Genomic DNA, 17,291 nt, shown 5'->3' with positions numbered 1-17,291 from the left:
ACCGTGACGCCAGCCGATCAGGCCGCGGGCGAACAAGGGCATCGCCCCGATCTGCGCCTCGGCTCTGAGGCCGAGCGTCGTGAAGCCCAGCGTCTGCTCGGAGGAGAGGACGCGCAGTGCCGCAACGCCGCCGCGCTCGGTGCCGGCCTCGGTCGAGACCCGGATCAAGGCAAGCTGCGCGAAGGGTTCGAGCGCAAAGCCAGTGAAGGCGAAGGCATAGCCGAGCTCGGCGAAGCCCTGCGCCACCGAGCCCGGACGCTGCAGCCGCAAGCTGTCGCCGAAGCCGCGGATCGCGACCTGGCGGCGGATATCACTCTCCGACCAGCTATAGGCCGCGCCGGCATCGAAGCGCAGATTGCCGAAGCGGGCGCCGGCATAGAGCGCGGCATGACCGCTATCGAGCTTGCCCGAGGAGCGGCGGGCATCGAGATCGAAGCGCGACTGGCTGTAGCCGCCGGCGACGCCGAGCTTCAGCGAGGAGCCGGGCGCGTCGTAGAGCATCAAATCGGCGCCGAGCAGGGCCCCGCCGGTGCGGCGCGACTGGCTCGCGGCATTGCCGTCGGCATCGGTGTTGCCGGTGCCGCCAAAAGCCTCGCCCCAGAAGCTGTAGCGCGGCTGCGGGATCGGCGCGGCCATCAGCACCGCGCCCTTGCGGCCAGGCAGGTCGGCGCTGAACGAGGCCGCGACCTGCCCACCCGGCGGGGTCAGCAACGGCCCACGCAGATGCGACAGGATCGTCTCGCGCACCAGCCGGCTCTCGTCGATCATCACCGAGACGCCTTGCGCATGCGCCTCGCCGGACAGCAGGTCGAAGCCGGCGCGGGCCTCGGCCACCGTGCCTGAGAGCAGCGTATCATAGATCGGATTGCCGGCGCCTAGCGCCTCGGCGGCATGCCCGATCGAGGCCTGATTGCGCGTCCCCGCCACATCCACGAAGCTCGTGGCCGTCCGGGTCATGGTCAGGATGACGTTGTTGCTGTCATAGGCCAGCGACGGCGCCAGGAAGACCAGGTCTGAGGTCACATCGCCGAAGCGGCCGCTGACCCCGCCGGCGGCGGTCAGGATGGTGTAATTGGTGCTCGCGGCGTAGCTGCCCCTCTCGGCCAGGACCTGGACCGTGCCGCCCGAGAGCGTCGCCACGCCGGTCGCAACGATCTTGTCGCCCTGGCCGGCGGGGTTGATCTCGACCTGATAGGTCGATCCACCAGCGAAGGAGACATTGCCCGCGACGTTCAGCGTCCCGATCGAGTTGCCTGGCGCGACCATGCCGCCGGCAGTGGTGACGATGCCGCCGACCGTGCCCGAGCCGCCGAGCGCGCCACCGGCGAGCGTCACCACCGAATTGGCAGTCGAGCCGTTCACCACCAGCTTGCCGCCCGTGACCGTGGTCGCACCGGAATAGGTGTTGGTCCCCGTCAGCGTCAGCGTGCCCGAACCGCGCTTGGTAAGCGTGCCTGCGCCGTCGACCACCGCCGCCAGCGTCGCGCTGTCGGTGAAATCGGCGACGATCGCGCCGTCGTTGAGGATCGCGCCGGCGGCGAGCGTGACCGTGCCCGCCTTGCCGCCATTGCCGATATTGAGCGTACCGGGCGTGTCGATAAAGAGATCGCCCGAGGCCAGCGCGAGCGCCGCGCCATCGGCAACGGTGACCGAAGCGCCGAAGTTTGGTGGGGGCCCCCCGGCGCCAATCTGCAACCCGCCACCGACGTCCCAGCGCGACCCGGCACCGGTTACCAGCACGGCAGCGGTTGCCCCGAGGCCGACGACGCCATTTGCCAGGAAGCTGGCGTTGGAGGTCAGCATCGCGCCGCCGGAGATCGTCATCATAACCGGGTCGCCAGCGCCCTGGACAAGGGTATCGCCGACCGTCACCCGAGTGCCGGCGCCGTCGATGCGCACGGTCGAGCTGGCGAGCAAGGGGGCGCCGCCATTGTCGAGCCTGCCGCCCTGGTCGACAACGAGGGTGCCGCCGACGACCATGATGATGTCCCCAAGCGTCAACGAGCCGCCCCGGATGATGAAGGAGCCGGTGCTGCCCAGGCAGGAGCAGACCGAGAGCCCTCGGCCGAGCGTGCCGGTGCCAGTGTAGATCTGCGCGCCCGTGCCGCTGAATTGGAGCGAGCCGTCGCCGGAGAAGCTGCCCGAGAAGGTCTTGACCTGGCCGGAGAGGCCGACGATGGCCAGCGTCTGGCCGGTAGCGATCTCGACAGCGCCGGCGCCCGCGAGCGAGCCGATCTCGGCGACGCTGAAAGCGCCGCTGCCGACTTCGAGCGTCGCGCCGGCCGCGACCGTATAGTCGGAGTTATAGGAGAAGCCGCCCGCGCTGCCGGCGACAAGCCGTCCGCCTAGCACCTGGGTGGCGCCCGAATAATCGTTGTCGTTGCCGGTCAGGATCGTGACGCCGGCGACCTGGCGCACCGACCCGGCTCCGGTGATGTCGGATGCGAAGCTGTAGCCGGCGCCCGTATGATTGAAGACCAGTTGGCTCGCGCTGGCGACGAGATCGACCGTCCCGGCGAGGATCTGGCCAGCCTGCGTGGCTACGCCACCCTCGGCCGCGCCGATATTGATCGTACCGCCGGCGCCACCGATACTCAATCCCGCCGTGACCGTGCCGGTGCCGCCGCCGACGCGCAGGATGCCGCCATCCGAGACCGTGAGTGTGCCGCTGTTGAAATGGCCGACATAGAGCTGCGCGGTCCGGTTGTCCCATTCCGAGGCCGTACCGCCGCCCGCACCAGTGATCGTGACGCTGCTGGCCCCGCCTGCGCCGACGATGCCGGTGCCGCCGCTGCTGACCTTGCCGCCGTTCTCGATGCGCAGCGTGCCCGCCCCTGAGTCGCCGACGATGATCGAACCGAAAGTCGTCCAGGTCGATCCTGTATCCGTCACCACCACCGTGGCGCCGTTCGAGATGTAACCTGCCCCTTGCACGGCGTTGCCGAGTTGGCCGCCGGCCGCGATCCGCAACGTACCGTCATTGACGCGCGTCGTGCCGAGAAAGCCGCTGCTGTCTCCGGTCAGGAGGAGCGTGCCGCCACCCTGCTTGATGAAGCTTGCGCCGGGCGCGCCGGTGATGCTGCCAGTCAGGGTCGTGGCTGTGCCCCCAGCGATATCGATGCGGCCACCGAAACTGGCGAAATCGATTGTCCGGCTCATCGAGGTGTTCGCAGTCACGCGCAGCGTCGCCTCGGCGCCCAGTCCGGTCGAGGGGACGTAGGCCGAGCCGCTGCTGATCGTGACCCCGCCGCCGCCAAGATTGGCATCGGACGAGATCGAGACCACACCTTCCGAAATCGTCGTGCCGCCGGTAAAGAAATTGGTGCCGGTCAGGATCAGCGTCCCGCTTCCGGTCTTGGCGAGGCCGCCTGCACCGAAAATCGCACCGCCCATGGTGAAATTCTGGCCAGCGGTCACCTCGACCGTGCCATTGGCGTTGAGCGTCGTCGTCCGCGCCGTCGTGAAGCTCGACGTCACCTGCAAGATGCTGGCGCCGCCAAAGGTGAGCCCGCCCGAGGCGTTGCCGAGGTTCCCGTTGGACGAGATCGAGAGCGTGCCCTGGTTGAGCGTCGTACCGCCGGTATAGGTGTTGGCGCCGGTGAGCGTCACAGTGCCGGCACCGTCCTTGGTCACGCTGCCACCACCGCTGATGACGTTGCCGACCGTAACCGCGCTCGACTGGTTGAAGGTGAGCGTACCGGAGTCGATGACAATCCCGCCGGTCAGGCCGGAGGTAGCGTTGCCGAAGCTCAGCGTGTTGCTGCCGCCGGTGAAATGGATCGCCGCCGCTTGGGTCCCGCCACCGGACACGCCGCCCGCAATCGTGCCCCTATTGGTGATCGTCAGGTTCGAGCCGACGATGCCCTCGCCGCCGGCGCCGGCCGTGGGCGCCGCCGCGCCGCCGAAGGACCCGCTCGCGCCGGCAGCCCCGCCGTTGCCACCTTGGACTGTACCGATGACCGTCAGCGTCGCGCCGCCAGCCGTGAAAGCGAGCCCTGCGCCGCCGGAGCCGCCGGAGCCGCCGCGGCCAAAGCCCATGCTCCCGCTTCCGCTGACACCGGCATTGCCGCCCGCGCCACCGGCGCCGCCCGTGAAGGTCCCCGACACCGTTCCGGACGAACCGGCCGCCGTGACAACGGCACCGTAGCCGCCCGCGCCACCGCCGCCGCCGCCCACATTCGCTGCGCCGTTATTGTAAAGACCATTCCCGCCATCAACGCCGGCTCCGCCAGGCGCCGCGCCAACCGGAATCGCTCCCCCGACATAGCCATGGGCGCCGCCGGCACCGCCACTTCCGGAGGTCCCGTCGAGGGTGGTGACACCTGCGCCACCTGCTCCGCCCGTTCCAGAGCCGGCTCCACCGCCACCACCGCCACCGGCCCCGGGGATGGTATTGCTGCCGGCAATGCCGGGGTCACCGGCACTGGTCAGATTGTCGGCGCCGCCATTGCCGCCCGCTCCATTGACCGTCCCGCCACCGGCGCCGCCATTGGCCAGCGCCGGGCCGGCGAGAGACGTGCACAGGAGCACAAGAGCCGTCCCCGCGCACAAGCGCGAACGGAGCCGCGCGGCAGATGGTCTCCCAACCTCGGCGGCGAGCACGGATTCCACTGAAGTCCCCCCGGACTGGCGCACAACCTGGAGATGAGGCTGCGCCATGCACCTGTTCGTGCTGCGGTTCGCCCGGAAAGTAAAGATCGTTGCCCGGCGATCGTCACAAGAACGGGCCGGATGTTGCCGGCTGGTCATATCTGGCGCGCCGGAATTGCAGCGCGATCCTCTTCTTCCTCTCGGGAAGACGGACGTTACCGCCCATCCTCGCGCACCATCTGCGCGCCCTTCTCGCCGATCATCATCGCCGGCGCCGCGGTGTTGCCGGAGGTGATCGCCGGCATCACCGAGGCATCGATGACGCGCAGGCCCGCGACGCCGCGCACGCGCAGGCGTTCGTCGAGCACGGCCTTGGCGTCGTCGTCGCGGCCCATCTTCACCGTGCCGACCGGGTGGAAGATCGTAGTGCCGATCCGGCCGGCGACCTCGGCCAGCGCCTCATCCGTCTCGAAGCCGGGTCCCGGCAGATGCTCCTGCGGGTTGAAGCGGGCGAGCGGAGACTGCGCCACGATGCGTCGGGCGAGCTTGAGCGCATCGACCGCGACCTGCCGGTCCTCATCGGTCGAAAGATAGTTCGGCGCGATCGCAGGCGCCGCCGCCGGATCGGCCGATTTGAGGTGGACGCTGCCGCGGCTCGATGGACGCAGGTTGCAGACGCTCGCGGTGAAGGCGCCGAACCGGTGCAGCCCGTCGCCCCATTTGTCGAGCGAGAGCGGCTGGAAATGGAATTCGAGATTGGCGCTGGCGTAATGCGGCGCCGATTTGGCGAAGGCGCCCATCTGCGAAGGCGCCATGGTCAGCGGGCCGGTGCGACGCACCGCATATTCCAGCGCCATCAGCGGTCGGCGCCAGAGCTTGGCGTAATCGGTGTTGAGCGTGCGCACGCCGTCGACCTTGTAGATCGGCCGCAATTGCAGATGGTCCTGCAGGTTCTCGCCGACGCCGGGCGCGTGCCGGACGGTCTCGATGCCGAGCCCGCTCAGGCGCTCGCCATCGCCAATGCCGGAGCGTTCGAGGATGGCGGGCGAACCGACGGCGCCGGCGCTGAGCAGCACCTCGCCGGAGACCTCGGCCAGATAGCGCTCGCCGTCACGGGTCAGCACGACGCCGGTCGTGCGGCCATCCTCGACGACGATGCGCTCGACCATGCAGCCGAGTTCCACCCGCAGGTTGTCGCGATTGAGCGCCGGCTCCAGGAAGGCGCGCGCCGCACTGAAGCGCCGGCCGCGCTTCTGGGTGACCTGGAAATAGGAGGAGCCTTCATTGTCGCCGGTGTTGAAGTCGTCGATCTTGCGGATGCCGGCCGCCTCGGCCGCATCGCGCAGCGCATCGAGGATGTCCCAGCGCACGCGCGGATGCTCGACGCGCATCTCGCCGCCGGCGCGGTGGAAGCGGCCGTCCGGGGCGATATGGTCCTCGTGCTTGAGGAAGAGCGGCAGGACATCGTCCCAGCCCCAGCCGGTCAGTCCCTGCTGGCGCCATGCGTCATAATCGGCCGCCTGCCCGCGCATGTAGATCATCGCGTTGATCGCCGAACTGCCGCCGACGACCTTGCCGCGCGGATAGGCCAGCGCACGCCCGCCAAGTCCAGCCTCGACCTCGGTCTGGAACAGCCAGTCGGCTCGCGGATTGCCGATGGCGTAGAGATAGCCGACCGGGATGTGGAGCCAGATCCAGTCGTCCTTGCCGCCGGCCTCGACGATCAGCACCTTGCGGCGTGGGTTAGCCGAGAGCCGGTTGGCCAGCACACAGCCGGCCGAGCCGGCGCCGATGATGACGTAGTCGAAGCTGCCGATGCTGGTCTCGCCGGCCATGGTCGCCCTACCCTCGCGTCTGTTCTCCCGCCAGGGATAGAGCGGCCCCGCCGTGCCGGCAACGTATGCCGAGCCGCAAAGGCGTATGGGCGACTGCGCGGACGTGGCGATAGGCCTGTCGGTTCGCTAGATCCCGAAAGCCCGCTCAGAAACCAGCGAGTTGCAGCATTCGAGGTCACGCGAACGCAAAAAAGGGCGCCGTTCGCGCCCTGCCTTCAACCGCCATCCGCCTGGTATCAGATGTCCGTGGTGGGTGATGTAGGGCTCGAACCTACGACCCGCTGATTAAGAGTCAGCTGCTCTACCAACTGAGCTAATCACCCATACGCCACGAAGACGTTGCCGGAGAGGCGTGGACCGCGTCCCGACGGCCGGCGATGTAGCAAACACCCCCGGTCCTGTCCACCCGTTTGCGACAGAAATATGCAAACTCGTTTCGGGAGAACCTCGGCTCGCCTCCCGACAGGGCGGCGAAAAGCCTGCCGCGCACAGCGCGACAGGCTGCTTTTCGAGGGTTTCAGGCCGCCGAACGGCGATTGAGCAGATGGTAGAGCGCGATCGCGGCGAAGGTCGCCGTGCCGATGCCGCCGAGCTCATAGCCGAAGATCGGCAGCTTGAGGTCGCCGGCCCCGAGAATCAGCGCGGTCGCCACGGTCAGGAGATTCTTCGGCTGGGCGAAGTCGACCTTGTTCTCGACCCAGATTCGGCCGGCGGTCGCGGCGATCAGGCCGAAGACGACGACGGCGAGGCCGCCCAGCACCGCGACGGGGATGGTGCCGATCACCGCGCCGAACTTCGGCGAGAAGCCGAGCAGCAGCGCGATCACGCCGGCGGCAGCGAAGACCAGCGTCGAATAGACCCGCGTCACCGCCATCACGCCCATGTTCTCGGCATAGGTGGTGACGCCGGTGCCGCCGCCGGAGCCTGCGATCATCGTGCCGACGCCGTCGGCGAAGAAGCCGCGCCCGATCAGCCCGTCGAGATTGCGCCCGGTCATCACCGAGATGCCTTTGATGTGTCCGAGATTCTCCGCGACCAGGATGATCGCGACCGGCACGATCAGCGCGATCGCCTTGGGCTCGAACACCGGCGCGACGAAGTTCGGCAGGCCGAACCAGGCGGCTGCGGCGACCTTTCCGAAATCGACCGGCGGCGCGCCGAAGCTCGTCGCAGTCGCGGCATAGAGGATATAGGCCGCAAGCCCGCCGATCAGCACCGGCAGGCGCTGCGCCAGGCCACGTCCGTAGACGGCGACCAGCGCGACCGCCACCACCGTGAAGAGCGCGACCCATTTGGTGTAGGGACTGGCCGAGATCATGCTGATCGCGACCGCGGTCAGGTTGAGGCCGATCGCCGCGACGACGGCGCCGGTCACCACCGGCGGCAGCAACGTCTCGATCCAGCGCGTGCCGACGCCCTGCACGATGAGGCCGATCGCGGCATAGACCGCGCCGCAGGCGATGATGCCGCCGAGCGCGACCGGCAGATTGGCGTTCGGGCCGCTGCCGGCATAGCCGGTCGCGGCGATGACGACGCCGATGAAGGCGAAGGAGGAGCCGAGATAGCTCGGCAGCCGCCCGCCGGTGATGACGAAGAACAGCAGCGTCGCGATGCCCGAGAAGAAGATCGCGACGTTGGGGTCGAAGCCCATCAGGATCGGCGCCAGCACGGTCGAGCCGAACATGGCGACGACATGCTGCAGGCCGGCGATCACCGTCTGCCCGGTCGGCAGGCGCTCGTCCGGCATCACATCGCCGGAGGTCTTCAGCGTCCAGTTCGGAAAATAGCCAGCCATCGTCCCGCTCCCAGCCAACGCGCGCACGCGCACCGGAACGGAATAGTGGCAAGAATCAGGCCTGCGCCAAGCGAGCGGCGCGCGCCGTCCACCGCAAAACGGCGATTCAGGCTGTGAATCGGTCGAAAACCGATCTGACGAAGCCGAGGCCTGCGATCAGGGCGTGGTCACGCCGAAGGCGCGATAGCGCTCCTCGACCTTCGCGTCGAGCGCCTGCGCCTTGGCGAAATCGGCCGCCGCTTCGGCTGCGTCGCCGCGGCGCTGATGTGCCAGAGCGCGGCCGTACCAGGCCTGGCCGAGACGGGCATCGAGCGACAGCGCCCGGTCGAAATCGGCGATCGCCGCATCGGTCTGCCCAAGCGCCGTGCGCAGCGCGGCGCGCGCCACCCAGCCGTCCGGATCGGCCCGGTTGGCCGCGACCACGGCGTCGAGATCGGCCAGCGCCCGCTCGTATTCGCGGGCATGCTGCAGCAGCAGGGCCCGGTTGAGCAGCGCTGCGGCATTCGCGGGCGCGACCGCGACGACGTCGTCATAAGCCTTCAGCGCGGCGCTGAGCTGGCCGCGCGCCGTCAGCGCCCTCGCCCGCTGGAACAGCGCCTCGATCGAGCCCGGCTCGCTGCGCAGCGCCGCTTCGGCATCGGCCTGCGCCGCGGCGAAGGCGCCATCGCGGAATCTCATCCGGGCGCGCTGCACCAGCGCCGCCGGGTTCTCCGGCTCGAGCAGCAAGGCGGTGGCGAGGTCAGTCCGCACCTGCGCCTCGCGCTGCGGCTGGCCGATGCTGAACTGGGCCCGGCGGATCAGGCGCGGCACGTCGAAGGCGTCGAGCAAAAGGGCGGCATCGAGCGCCGCGAGCGGATTGGGCGGGGTCGGCAAGACCAGAACCGGCTGCGGCTGGGCCTGCGGTCGCAATGCGCCGTAGACACCCCGCAGCGCCTCGCGCTCCCGCTCATAGGCGTCGCCCGCATCACGCAACAGCCCGGAAAGGCGCGCCGGCCAGACCTCGATCGAGCGGCCGAGCACCGGCAGCAATTCCTCGCGGCGTTCGAGCGCCCCCTCATGCTCCGGATCGACCGCGAGCAGCGCGCCATAGGCGGCAGCCGCCGCGCTCCGATCGCCGCGGATCTCCTGCGCCAGGCCGAAGCCGAACAGCGTCGCCCGATCCTGCGGCTTCAGCGCCAGCGCGGCGCGATAAGCCTCCAGCGCCGGCGCCGGCCGGCCGAGCGCCAGCAGCGCATCGCCGCGCATGCCATGCCAGGCTCCGGCGTCATGGCCGGGACCGGCCCGGTCGAGATCGCGCAGCGCCAGGTCGTTGCGGCCGAGCGTTAGGAGGAGCTGCGCCCGGTTGCGCAGCGCATTGCCGTCGCCCGGGACGAGCGCGATGGCACGGTCGAGATCGCGCAGCGCCTCCTCGCGCCGGCCGGCGCCTGTGAGCAGGCCGGCCCGATTGTTCAGGCCGAAGGCAGCGCGCGGCTGGACGACGAGCAGGCGATCATAGGCGGCGATCGCCTCATCGACGCGGCCGGTCCGCTGCAGCAGGAAGGCGCGCCGCGACAGCGCGGCCTCGTGCCTTGTGTCGAGACGCAGCGCCCGCTCGTAGCTGGCGAGCGCCGGGCCCTCATGGCCGAGCAGCTCGAAGGCCCGCCCGCGCTCGAGCCAGACCTGAACGACGGTCGGCTCCAGCCGCAAGGCATCGTCGAAAGCGGCGATCGCCTCGCGCGGCCGGCCCAGCGCGACGAGCGAGAAGCCGCGGCGGTAATGATAGGAGGTCACCTCCGGCTCGAGAGCCAGCGCAGCGTCGAAATCGAGCAGCGCCGCCTGGTGCTCGCTCTCGTCCTGCAGGAAGCGCCCCCGCGTGCCGCGCGCCCAGCTATTGGACGGATCGAGCGCGATGGCGCCGTCGAGATCGGCGCGGGCTCCGGCGATGTTGCCGGCGCGCTCGCGCAGCAGGGCCCGGTCGGCCAGCAGCGTCGCGCGCCCGCCGATGGCTATCGCCCGCTCGATCAGCGCCGCGGCTTCGACATGCCGGCCGAGCTCGGACAGGGTGTGCGCCCGGCCACGCAGGGCGGCAAGGTGATTCGGCACCGCCTTGAGCGCCGCATCGAAATCGCGCAGCGCCTCATTGAGGGCGTTGCTGGCCTCGGAGAGCCAGCCGCGGCTGGCGAGCAGGTCGGCCCGGACGGCACGGTTGAGCTCCCCGCTCAGGCTCTCGTCGCAGGCTGAGCGCCGCTCGGCGCTGCCGGCTTCGATCGCGCCCATGCAGACGCGCACGCGCTCCTGCGCGCGCTCGGCCCGTTCCGGCACGGAGGCAGGCGCATGGGCAGCGACGGGCTGGGCGCCTAGTACGGCAAGCGCGCCGAGCGACATCAGGCGCAGCAACTTCATCGAAAACGTCTCGCGGTGATCCCCACGCACATGAGAGCGCTCACCCGTTTTGCGAATCCAGACTTTGTTCCATCGCTGAAGCAAAAAATGAGCCGCTGTGCCGCACTGGTCACAGCGCAGCACACCGGCTCACCAGGCAGCAGGTTCGCTACAGTTACTCCGCCGCCTGCGCGTGCACGCGGCTGCCCCGGGCGACCAGCTTGTTGAGCGCCGCCAGATAGGCCTTGCACGAAGAAACCAGCGTGTCCGGATCGGCGCCGCGGCCGGTCACCGCCGCGCCGTCATGGGAGAGACGCACGGTGACCTCGGCCTGGGCATCGGTCCCTTCGGTGACGGCGTGGACGTCGTAGAGCTCGAGCACCGCCTCATGCGGCACAATCGCCTTGACCGCGTTGAACACGGCGTCGATCGGCCCGTTGCCCTCGGCCTCCTCAGCCGTTACCCGGCCGTCGACATCAAGCTTCAGCATGGCGCGCTGCGGGCCGCGCGTGCCGGCGATCACCGTCAGCGAGACCAGCTTCACCCGGTCATGGGCAGTGGCGAGATTCTCGTCGACCAGCGCCTCGATATCCTCGTCGTAGACGTGCTTCTTGCGGTCGGCGAGCGCCTTGAAACGGGTGAACGCATCCTCCAGCTGGTTGTCGCCGAGCTCGTAGCCCATCTCCTTCAGCTTCGAGCGGAAGGCGGCGCGGCCGGAATGCTTGCCCATCACCAGCGAGGTCTTGGTCACGCCGACCGAGGCCGGGGTCATGATCTCGTAGGTCTGCTGATGCTTCAGCATGCCGTCCTGGTGGATGCCGCTTTCATGCGCGAAGGCGTTCCGGCCGACGATCGCCTTGTTGTACTGCACCGGGAAGGAGCAGGCGCTCGAGACCGCCTTCGAGGCCCGCATCAGATAGGTCGCGTCGATGCCGGTGTCGTAGGGCATGACGTCGCCGCGCACCCGCAGCGCCATCACGATCTCCTCCAGCGCCGCATTGCCGGCGCGCTCGCCAATGCCGTTGATGGTGCACTCGACCTGGCGCGCCCCGCCCTCGATCGCCGCCAGCGAATTGGCGACGGCGAGTCCCAGATCATTATGGCAATGCGCCGAGAAGATCGCCTTATCGGCGTTGGGCACGCGCTCGCGTACCGCCTTGAACATGGCGCGGTATTCGTCGGGCGTGGCGTAGCCGACCGTGTCGGGCAGGTTGATCGTGGTCGCGCCCGCCTTGATCGCGGTCTCGACCGCCCGGCAGAGATAATCGATCGGCGTGCGGGTCGCGTCCATGCCCGACCATTCGACGTCCTCGACCAGGTTGCGGGCCTGCGTCACCGTCCTGGTGATGATCTCCAGCACCTCCTCTTCGCTCTTGCGCATCTGGTATTGCAGATGGATCGGCGAGGTCGAGACGAAGGTGTGGATGCGCGGCCTGGCCGCATGGCGCACCGCCTCGCCGGCGCGGGCGATGTCGGCGGGGATCGCGCGGGCGAGCCCTGCGACGCTGGCGCGCTTGATCCGGCTGGCGATGGCGGAGACGGCCTCGAAATCACCGTCAGAGGCGATCGGGAAGCCGGCCTCGATGATGTCGACGCCCATCGCGTCCAGCATGTCCGCGACCTCGAGCTTCTCCTCGAAGGTCATGGTCGCGCCGGGGCATTGCTCGCCGTCACGCAGCGTGGTGTCGAAGATCAGAACCCGGTCCTTGGCGGAGACGGTGTTGCTGGCATTGCTCATGGATCTTGTCCTTGGTCGGCGCGCCGCGTCTCGGTGCGGGCTGGCGCGCGAGGTCTGAAGCTCTGTTCTCGTCATCCCCTGAGCGCCCAGGCACAGGTGCCCGGCCGGCCCTCAGGGGCAGGTAAGGAGAAGCAGCTGACCAAGGAGCGAGGGAGCGCGCGAAGAAGCGCACATGCCGGCCGTCCGCGCAGTGGCGCGGTTCTGGCTCTCGGCATGGGTGGCGAATTGGGCCACGAACGATCCTCTCGACGACTTGGGCTGTCTACCGGATCGCAGGCTAGGAAGGCAAGCCTCGGAGGTCTTGAACGTTCGTGCGCCGAGTTCAACCTGCAGCGCCTGCCCGCTCTTTCAGCGTCCTCGTCCCGGCGAGCGGCGCCGGCCAGACCTGCAGCCGGTAGAAATCGTCGCCCTCCAGCCCATTCTCGCTCAGCGTGTCGAGCCCGGCATAGGAGACCCGCACGCGATAGGGCCCCGGCGCGAGCGAAAAGCGTGCCCGCTCCTGCGGCGAGCCTTCGGTGCAGCCGATCACCATCACCTGGCCCGAGCGCACGCGGAAAGAGCACTCGTTGACCAGCTCCCATTCGCCGAAATCGGCATCCGGCGCCGCGTCATGGACCGAGACCACGACCGGGACGTTCATGTTCCGCGCTGTCGCGATGCCGACGGAGCATTCGCCGACGGCGAGCATCCGCTCCACCGTCTCGTCGGTCCAGAACATCCCCCAATCCTCGTCGACCGCCTCGTCCTGAAGATAGAACTGGAAGTAGTCGGCGAAGATTTCGAGCTCGGTGGTGTGCAGCACAGTCATGGCAGCCAGCGTTCCGTCGAAATGTGACGGGAGTAAGTGCGCAAAGCTCCGGCGCGCGGGAATGACGGATGAGATGTGTGGATTAATCTGATGACGTGATTCGGCCGACTATGGCGCATTGGAAGCCGGTCCGCATAACCGGAGTCCGTCTCGATGCTGCGCTATGATCGTCCTGCCATCGGGCTTGCCATCGGCCTTTCGGGGCTGGCCGGCTTCGTCGACGCGCTCGGCTTCCTCAATCTCGGCGGCTTCTTCGTCTCGTTCATGACCGGCAACACCACACGCCTCGGCATCGAGCTGGTGGAGCGCCGCATGGATGGCATTGTGCTGGCCGGCATGATCATCATCCTCTTCATCCTCGGCGTGATCTGCGGCTCGCTCTCCGGCCACTTCGGCGGGCGACGGCGCCAGGCGGCTGTGCTCGCCTTCGTGACGCTGGCGCTGGCCCTGTCGGCCGGGCTCGACTCCATCGGGGCGGGAATCGCCGCTGCAGGCATCCTCGCTCTGGCGATGGGCGCCGAGAACGCCGTCTTCCAGCGCGACGGCGAGGTCACGATCGGCCTGACCTATATGACCGGAACACTGGTCAAGATGGGGCAGCGGATTGCCGGTGCCCTGCTCGGTGGGCCGAAGCTCGCCTTCCTGCGCCATTTCGTGCTCTGGCTCAGCCTGCTCGGCGGCGCGCTCCTGGGTGCTTTCGCGCATGGCCGGGTCGGCTTGCATTCGATCTGGCTGGCGGTCGCGGCGGCAGGCTTCTTCACCTTTATCGCTCTCTTCATGCCTAGCCAGGACTGAACGGCCTCTCCTCCTGCGAGGAGGCTTTGCCTCGCCGACGGAATCGACCATGGTTTGCATCCGACCTGCCGGAGCCTTGTCCATGCGCACCACATCGATCCTCGTGCCGGCTCTCACCGCATTGCTGCTCGCAGCCTGCCAGACGCCGTCAGGCGGCCCACCACCGGCCCCCTCGCCCGAGCAGGCGCCGACCGGGGTCACGCCGAACACCTTCCGCATGCCGACCGGCACTGGCTGCGCCGGCGAGGTCGACCGCTTCCAGGCGGTGATGGACAACGATTTGCAGACTGGCCACACCACCAAGGGTGTCCACACCCGCGTCAGCGCCGAGATCGACACCGCCCGCAAGAGCTGCGCCGCCGGCAATGATGGTGGCGCCATCGGGCAGATCCGCGCGACACGGACGAAGTTCGGCTACCCGTAACCCTCCTTCTCTCCGCAGGCGGAGAGAAGGCATCCTTGGTCGCTTCGGCAGTGAAAGGCTTCGAAGGGCAAAATGCCGGCGAGGCCAACGGAGAAGCGTAGATCATGATCACCCGTCGCATCTTCGCAGTTGCGCCCCTCGCATTGGCCGCGCTGCCGCTGCCTGCGCTCGCCGCGCCGCGCACGCTCTCGGGCACAGTTACCTATCGCGAGCGGATCGCGCTGCCGCCTGGTGCCGTGGTCGAGGTCAGCCTGCTCGACGTCTCGCTCGCCGACGCGCCGTCCCGCACCATCGCGCGCACGCGGATCGCCCCGCGCGGGCAGGTGCCGATCCCTTACCGGCTGCGCTTCAACGACGCGGTGATCCGGCCAGGCCATCGCTACGCGTTGCGTGCCGAGATCAGGGTCCGCGGCCAGCTCTGGTTCACGACGACGGAGCACCATGCCGCGCTCGTGCCGGATGCGAGCGGCGAGATCGTCGTCCAGCGCGTCGCGCCGCCAGCCGAGGTCGGCGGCCCCGCCGGTTCCTGGCGCGTCGAGAACCTGCGTGGCCGGCCGCTGCCGGCCGATGTCCGAGCCACGTTGAAAATCGAGTCGGACGGGCGCGTCTCCGCCCATAGCGGCTGCAACGGCATGGGCGGCCAGGCGACCATCCGCGACAAGACAATCCGCTTCGGGCCTTTGGTCGGCACGATGATGGCTTGCCCCGAGCCGCGCATGCAGCTCGAGAACCAGTTCCGCGCGGCGTTGGAAGCGACGCGGAGCTGGCGGATCGAGCGCGGCGCGCTCACATTGTTGAGCGGGCGCGGCGCGCGTCTGGTCGTGCTGGCGCGGGAGTAGAGGCGGCGGCTACGCCGCCAACCCCCGCTTCTCCAGCAATGCATCCGGCGTCGGCAGGCGGCCCCTGAACAGCGTATAGGCCTCGGCCGGGTCGCGCGTGTCGCCGGCCGAATAGATATAGCGCTTGAGCTTGCCGGCGACCTCGGGAGCGAAGACGTCGCCCGCCTCGATGAAGGCGTTGAAGGCGTCGGCGTCCATCACCTCCGACCAGAGATAGCTGTAATAGCCGGCCGAATAGCCGTCACCCGAGAAGACATGCGAGAAATGCGGCGTGCGGTGGCGCATGGTGATCTCGGCGGGCATGCCGATCCGGGCAAGCTCCTTGGCCTCGAAGGCGAGTGGATCAACCTGCGCCGGCGCCTCCAGCGAGTGGAAGGCGAGATCGACCAGCGCAGAGGAGGTGTACTCCACCGTGGCGAAACCCTGGTTGAAGGTCTGCGCCCGCTTGATCTTGTCGACCAGCGCCTCGGGGATCGGCTCGCCCGTCTCGGCATGCAGGCAGAAGCGCTGCATCACCTCCTTCGTCAGGAACCAGTGCTCGTAGAGCTGCGAGGGCAGTTCGACGAAATCGCGCGAGACCGAAGTGCCGGCGAGCGAGCCGTAATGCACGTCCGAGAGCAGGCCGTGCAGGGCATGGCCGAATTCGTGGAAGAGCGTGCGGGCATCGTCGATCGAGAGCAGCGCCGGCTTGCCCTCCGCCGGCTTGGCGAAGTTGCAGACGTTGACGATGATCGGCCGGATTTCGCCGTCGAAATTGCGCTGGCCGCGATAGGCGCTCATCCAGGCGCCCGAGCGCTTCGAGGCGCGGGCGAAATAATCGCCGAGGAAGAGGCCGATATGCCGGCCGCTCGCGGTCTCCGTCACCTCGAAGACGCGTACGTCCGGATGGTAGCCCTTCAGCTCCGGGCGCTCGGCGAAAGAGAGCCCGAACAGCTTGCCGGCGGTATCGAAGGAAGCGGCGATGATCTTGTCGAGCTGGAGATAGGGCTTCAGCACGGCCTCATCGAGCGCATAGGTCTTCTGCCGGACCTTCTCGGCGTAGAAGCGCCAGTCGGACGGGCGGATCGGAGCGTTCTCGCCCTCGCTCTGCGCGAGCGCCGCAAGATCGGCCGCTTCCTGCCCGGCGCGGGCGCGGGCCGGCTTCCAGACCAGCTCGAGCAGGTTGCGGACGTTCTCCGGCGTCTTCGCCATCGAATCGTCGAGCTTGAAATGGGCGAAGGTCGCAAAGCCGAGGAGCTTGGCCTTCTCGGCCCGCAAGCTCACCATCTCGGCGACGATGGCGCGGTTGTCGGTCTCGCCGCCATTCTCCCCCCGCTTGCTCCAGGCGGTGAAAGCCTCTTCGCGCAGGTCACGCCGCGTCGAGAAGGTCAGGAAGGGCTCGATGATCGAGCGCGCCAGCGTCACCGCATGCTTGCCGTCCTGGCCGCGATCGGCGGCGGCACGGGCCATCGCCGCGACGACGAAGGGCGGCAGGCCGTCGAGATCGGCCTCGTCCTCGATGATCAGCGCATAGCTCGACTCATCCTTGAGCAGGTTCTGGCCGAAGCTGGTGCCAAGGCCGGCCAGGCGCTCGTTGATCGCGGCGAGCCTGGCCTTGGCCTCGCCTTCGAGCTTGGCGCCCGAGCGGATGAATCCGCGATGCGTCCGCTCCAGCAGCCGCAACTGCTCCTCGTCCAGCCCCAGGCTCTCGCGCTGCACGAACACCGCATCGACGCGGGCGAAGAGGTCGTGATCCATCATGATCGCCGACCAGTGCCGCGACATCACCGGCGACATCTCGCGCTCGATCGCCTGCAGTGCCTCGTTGGTGTCGGCCCCGGCGAGATTATAGAACACGCCGCCCAGCCGGCTCATGCCGCGCGCCGAGCGCTCCAGCGCCTCGATCGTGTTGGCGAAGTCGGGCGCAGCCGTCTCGGTCTTGATCACCGCGATCTCGGTCCGGTGCTGCTCCAGCGCCGCCGGATAGGCCTCGCGTATATGCTCTGGCGTGATCTCGGCGAAGGGCGGCAGGCCGAACGGCGTCTCCCAGGCACGCCCGAAGGGATTGCCGGCAGGCAGGTTCAGGACTTCGGACGCGTCGGCCATCGGTAACCTCGATCGGTAAGG

The 17,291-nt window shown here is 68.6% G+C and carries 10 protein-coding genes and 1 tRNA gene; 3 read left to right on the top strand and 8 right to left on the bottom strand.

All coding sequences use genetic code 11. From position 1 onward, the window contains the following. The 7 genes from ASE66_RS17805 to ASE66_RS17775 form a co-directional block, all read right to left on the bottom strand. On the bottom strand, positions 1 to 4,530 hold a 4,530-nt coding region (locus tag ASE66_RS17805; RefSeq protein WP_156412206.1), incomplete at its 3' end, for an autotransporter domain-containing protein. 275 nt (positions 4,531 to 4,805) lie between these two features. Then, positions 4,806 to 6,425, bottom strand: coding sequence for a GMC family oxidoreductase (locus ASE66_RS17800; RefSeq protein WP_057191012.1), 1,620 nt, complete (start codon positions 6,423 to 6,425; stop codon positions 4,806 to 4,808). A gap of 247 nt (positions 6,426 to 6,672) precedes the next feature. Continuing rightward, positions 6,673 to 6,748, bottom strand: a tRNA-Lys gene (locus ASE66_RS17795). A gap of 194 nt (positions 6,749 to 6,942) precedes the next feature. Beyond that, positions 6,943 to 8,220, bottom strand: a complete 1,278-nt coding sequence (locus ASE66_RS17790; protein ID WP_057191011.1) for a solute carrier family 23 protein — start codon at positions 8,218 to 8,220, stop codon at positions 6,943 to 6,945. A gap of 156 nt (positions 8,221 to 8,376) precedes the next feature. Then, positions 8,377 to 10,602 carry a tetratricopeptide repeat protein gene (locus tag ASE66_RS17785; protein ID WP_057191010.1) on the bottom strand — a complete coding sequence of 742 codons (2,226 nt, stop codon included), beginning with the start codon at positions 10,600 to 10,602 and terminating at the stop codon, positions 8,377 to 8,379. A 154-nt stretch (positions 10,603 to 10,756) separates the two neighbouring features. Then, on the bottom strand, positions 10,757 to 12,319 hold the full coding sequence (locus ASE66_RS17780) for a 2-isopropylmalate synthase (protein WP_057191009.1): 1,563 nt from the start codon (positions 12,317 to 12,319) through the stop codon (positions 10,757 to 10,759). A 322-nt stretch (positions 12,320 to 12,641) separates the two neighbouring features. After that, positions 12,642 to 13,127 carry a hypothetical protein gene (locus ASE66_RS17775; protein WP_057191008.1) on the bottom strand — a complete coding sequence of 162 codons (486 nt, stop codon included), beginning with the start codon at positions 13,125 to 13,127 and terminating at the stop codon, positions 12,642 to 12,644. Positions 13,128 to 13,280: 153 nt separating this feature from the next. Here ASE66_RS17775 and ASE66_RS17770 point away from each other — a divergent pair, with 153 nt between their 5' ends. The 3 genes from ASE66_RS17770 to ASE66_RS17760 all read left to right on the top strand — a co-directional run bounded on the left by ASE66_RS17770 (position 13,281) and on the right by ASE66_RS17760 (position 15,185). Next, positions 13,281 to 13,922 carry a YoaK family protein gene (locus ASE66_RS17770; RefSeq protein WP_057191007.1) on the top strand — a complete coding sequence of 214 codons (642 nt, stop codon included), beginning with the start codon at positions 13,281 to 13,283 and terminating at the stop codon, positions 13,920 to 13,922. An 82-nt stretch (positions 13,923 to 14,004) separates the two neighbouring features. Continuing rightward, complete coding sequence (locus ASE66_RS17765) at positions 14,005 to 14,346, top strand: hypothetical protein (RefSeq protein WP_057191006.1); 342 nt, start codon at positions 14,005 to 14,007, stop codon at positions 14,344 to 14,346. Between the two features lie 104 nt (positions 14,347 to 14,450). After that, positions 14,451 to 15,185, top strand: coding sequence for a YbaY family lipoprotein (locus ASE66_RS17760; RefSeq protein WP_057191005.1), 735 nt, complete (start codon positions 14,451 to 14,453; stop codon positions 15,183 to 15,185). A 9-nt stretch (positions 15,186 to 15,194) separates the two neighbouring features. On the opposite strand, the gene ASE66_RS17755 is transcribed toward ASE66_RS17760, so the two are convergent. Next, positions 15,195 to 17,270, bottom strand: a complete 2,076-nt coding sequence (locus ASE66_RS17755; protein ID WP_057191004.1) for a M3 family metallopeptidase — start codon at positions 17,268 to 17,270, stop codon at positions 15,195 to 15,197. Between the last annotated feature and the right edge of the window lie 21 nt (positions 17,271 to 17,291).

It is taken from the genome of Allobosea sp. Root483D1, from assembly GCF_001429505.1.
GTDB lineage: Bacteria > Pseudomonadota > Alphaproteobacteria > Rhizobiales > Beijerinckiaceae > Allobosea.
The sequence above is the reverse complement of the archived record's forward strand: the minus strand, read 5'-3'. Positions and strand labels throughout refer to the sequence as shown.

Coding starts and splice junctions, on each gene's coding strand:
- ASE66_RS17770 (WP_057191007.1), top strand. CDS start 13,281: ATGCTGCGCTATGATCGTCCTGCCATCGGGCTTGCCATCGGCCTTTCG.
- ASE66_RS17780 (WP_057191009.1), bottom strand. CDS start 12,319: ATGAGCAATGCCAGCAACACCGTCTCCGCCAAGGACCGGGTTCTGATC.
- ASE66_RS17755 (WP_057191004.1), bottom strand. CDS start 17,270: ATGGCCGACGCGTCCGAAGTCCTGAACCTGCCTGCCGGCAATCCCTTC.
- ASE66_RS17785 (WP_057191010.1), bottom strand. CDS start 10,602: ATGAAGTTGCTGCGCCTGATGTCGCTCGGCGCGCTTGCCGTACTAGGC.
- ASE66_RS17790 (WP_057191011.1), bottom strand. CDS start 8,220: ATGGCTGGCTATTTTCCGAACTGGACGCTGAAGACCTCCGGCGATGTG.
- ASE66_RS17760 (WP_057191005.1), top strand. CDS start 14,451: ATGATCACCCGTCGCATCTTCGCAGTTGCGCCCCTCGCATTGGCCGCG.
- ASE66_RS17775 (WP_057191008.1), bottom strand. CDS start 13,127: ATGACTGTGCTGCACACCACCGAGCTCGAAATCTTCGCCGACTACTTC.
- ASE66_RS17800 (WP_057191012.1), bottom strand. CDS start 6,425: ATGGCCGGCGAGACCAGCATCGGCAGCTTCGACTACGTCATCATCGGC.
- ASE66_RS17765 (WP_057191006.1), top strand. CDS start 14,005: ATGCGCACCACATCGATCCTCGTGCCGGCTCTCACCGCATTGCTGCTC.